The following is a 639-nucleotide window of genomic DNA, read 5'->3' on the forward strand; positions in this document are numbered from 1 at the left end:
ACTTATTGATAAGCTGGGGACTTAGCTTAGTTGGTAGAGCGCCTGCTTTGCACGCAGGAGGTCAGGAGTTCGACTCTCCTAGTCTCCACCAAATTTCAAGATCATAAAAGCACTGCTTTTACTTGAAATTTAAGCAAGAAGCTACGCTTCGCGCAGTATGTAAGCATACAGTGATGAAGTTGTTTAGTTCCTAAGCGATCAAGTGTTTAGATCCTAGAGATTAACAAGTACAAGCGTTATGATACGCGGACTTGATAACCTCTGTGATTTATCACAGTTTCCTGACCTGACGAAGGCTGGAAAAATCATTAACAGAATATATTTGAGTTGAAATAATTTGTTCAAACTCGTTTTTAAGATCAGCACTAACAGTGATTTATTACTGTGATGTGAAGATTAAGGAAATGAGTTCTAGCGAAATTAACTGAATCAAGCGTTTTGGTATATGAATCTAATTGAAGCTGTACGGTGCTTAAGTGCACAAACGCCAACTGTATGAGCGTGATGAGAGATCATCACAATCTGTTGCTTATCCTACTTGTAAGGATAAACGACTGTTTGGGGTTGTATAGTCAAGTAATTAAGTGCATGTGGTGGATGCCTTGGCAGTCAGAGGCGATGAAAGACGTGATAGCCTGC

At 39.9% G+C, this 639-nt stretch carries 1 tRNA gene; it reads left to right on the forward strand.

The features are described from left to right. Positions 1 to 15 precede the first annotated feature (15 nt). Positions 16 to 91: transfer RNA gene (locus tag NI455_RS15375), tRNA-Ala, on the forward strand. Positions 92 to 639 lie beyond the last annotated feature (548 nt).

The sequence above is a fragment of the Acinetobacter lwoffii genome (assembly GCF_024129435.1).
Taxonomy (GTDB): domain Bacteria; phylum Pseudomonadota; class Gammaproteobacteria; order Pseudomonadales; family Moraxellaceae; genus Acinetobacter; species Acinetobacter lwoffii_F.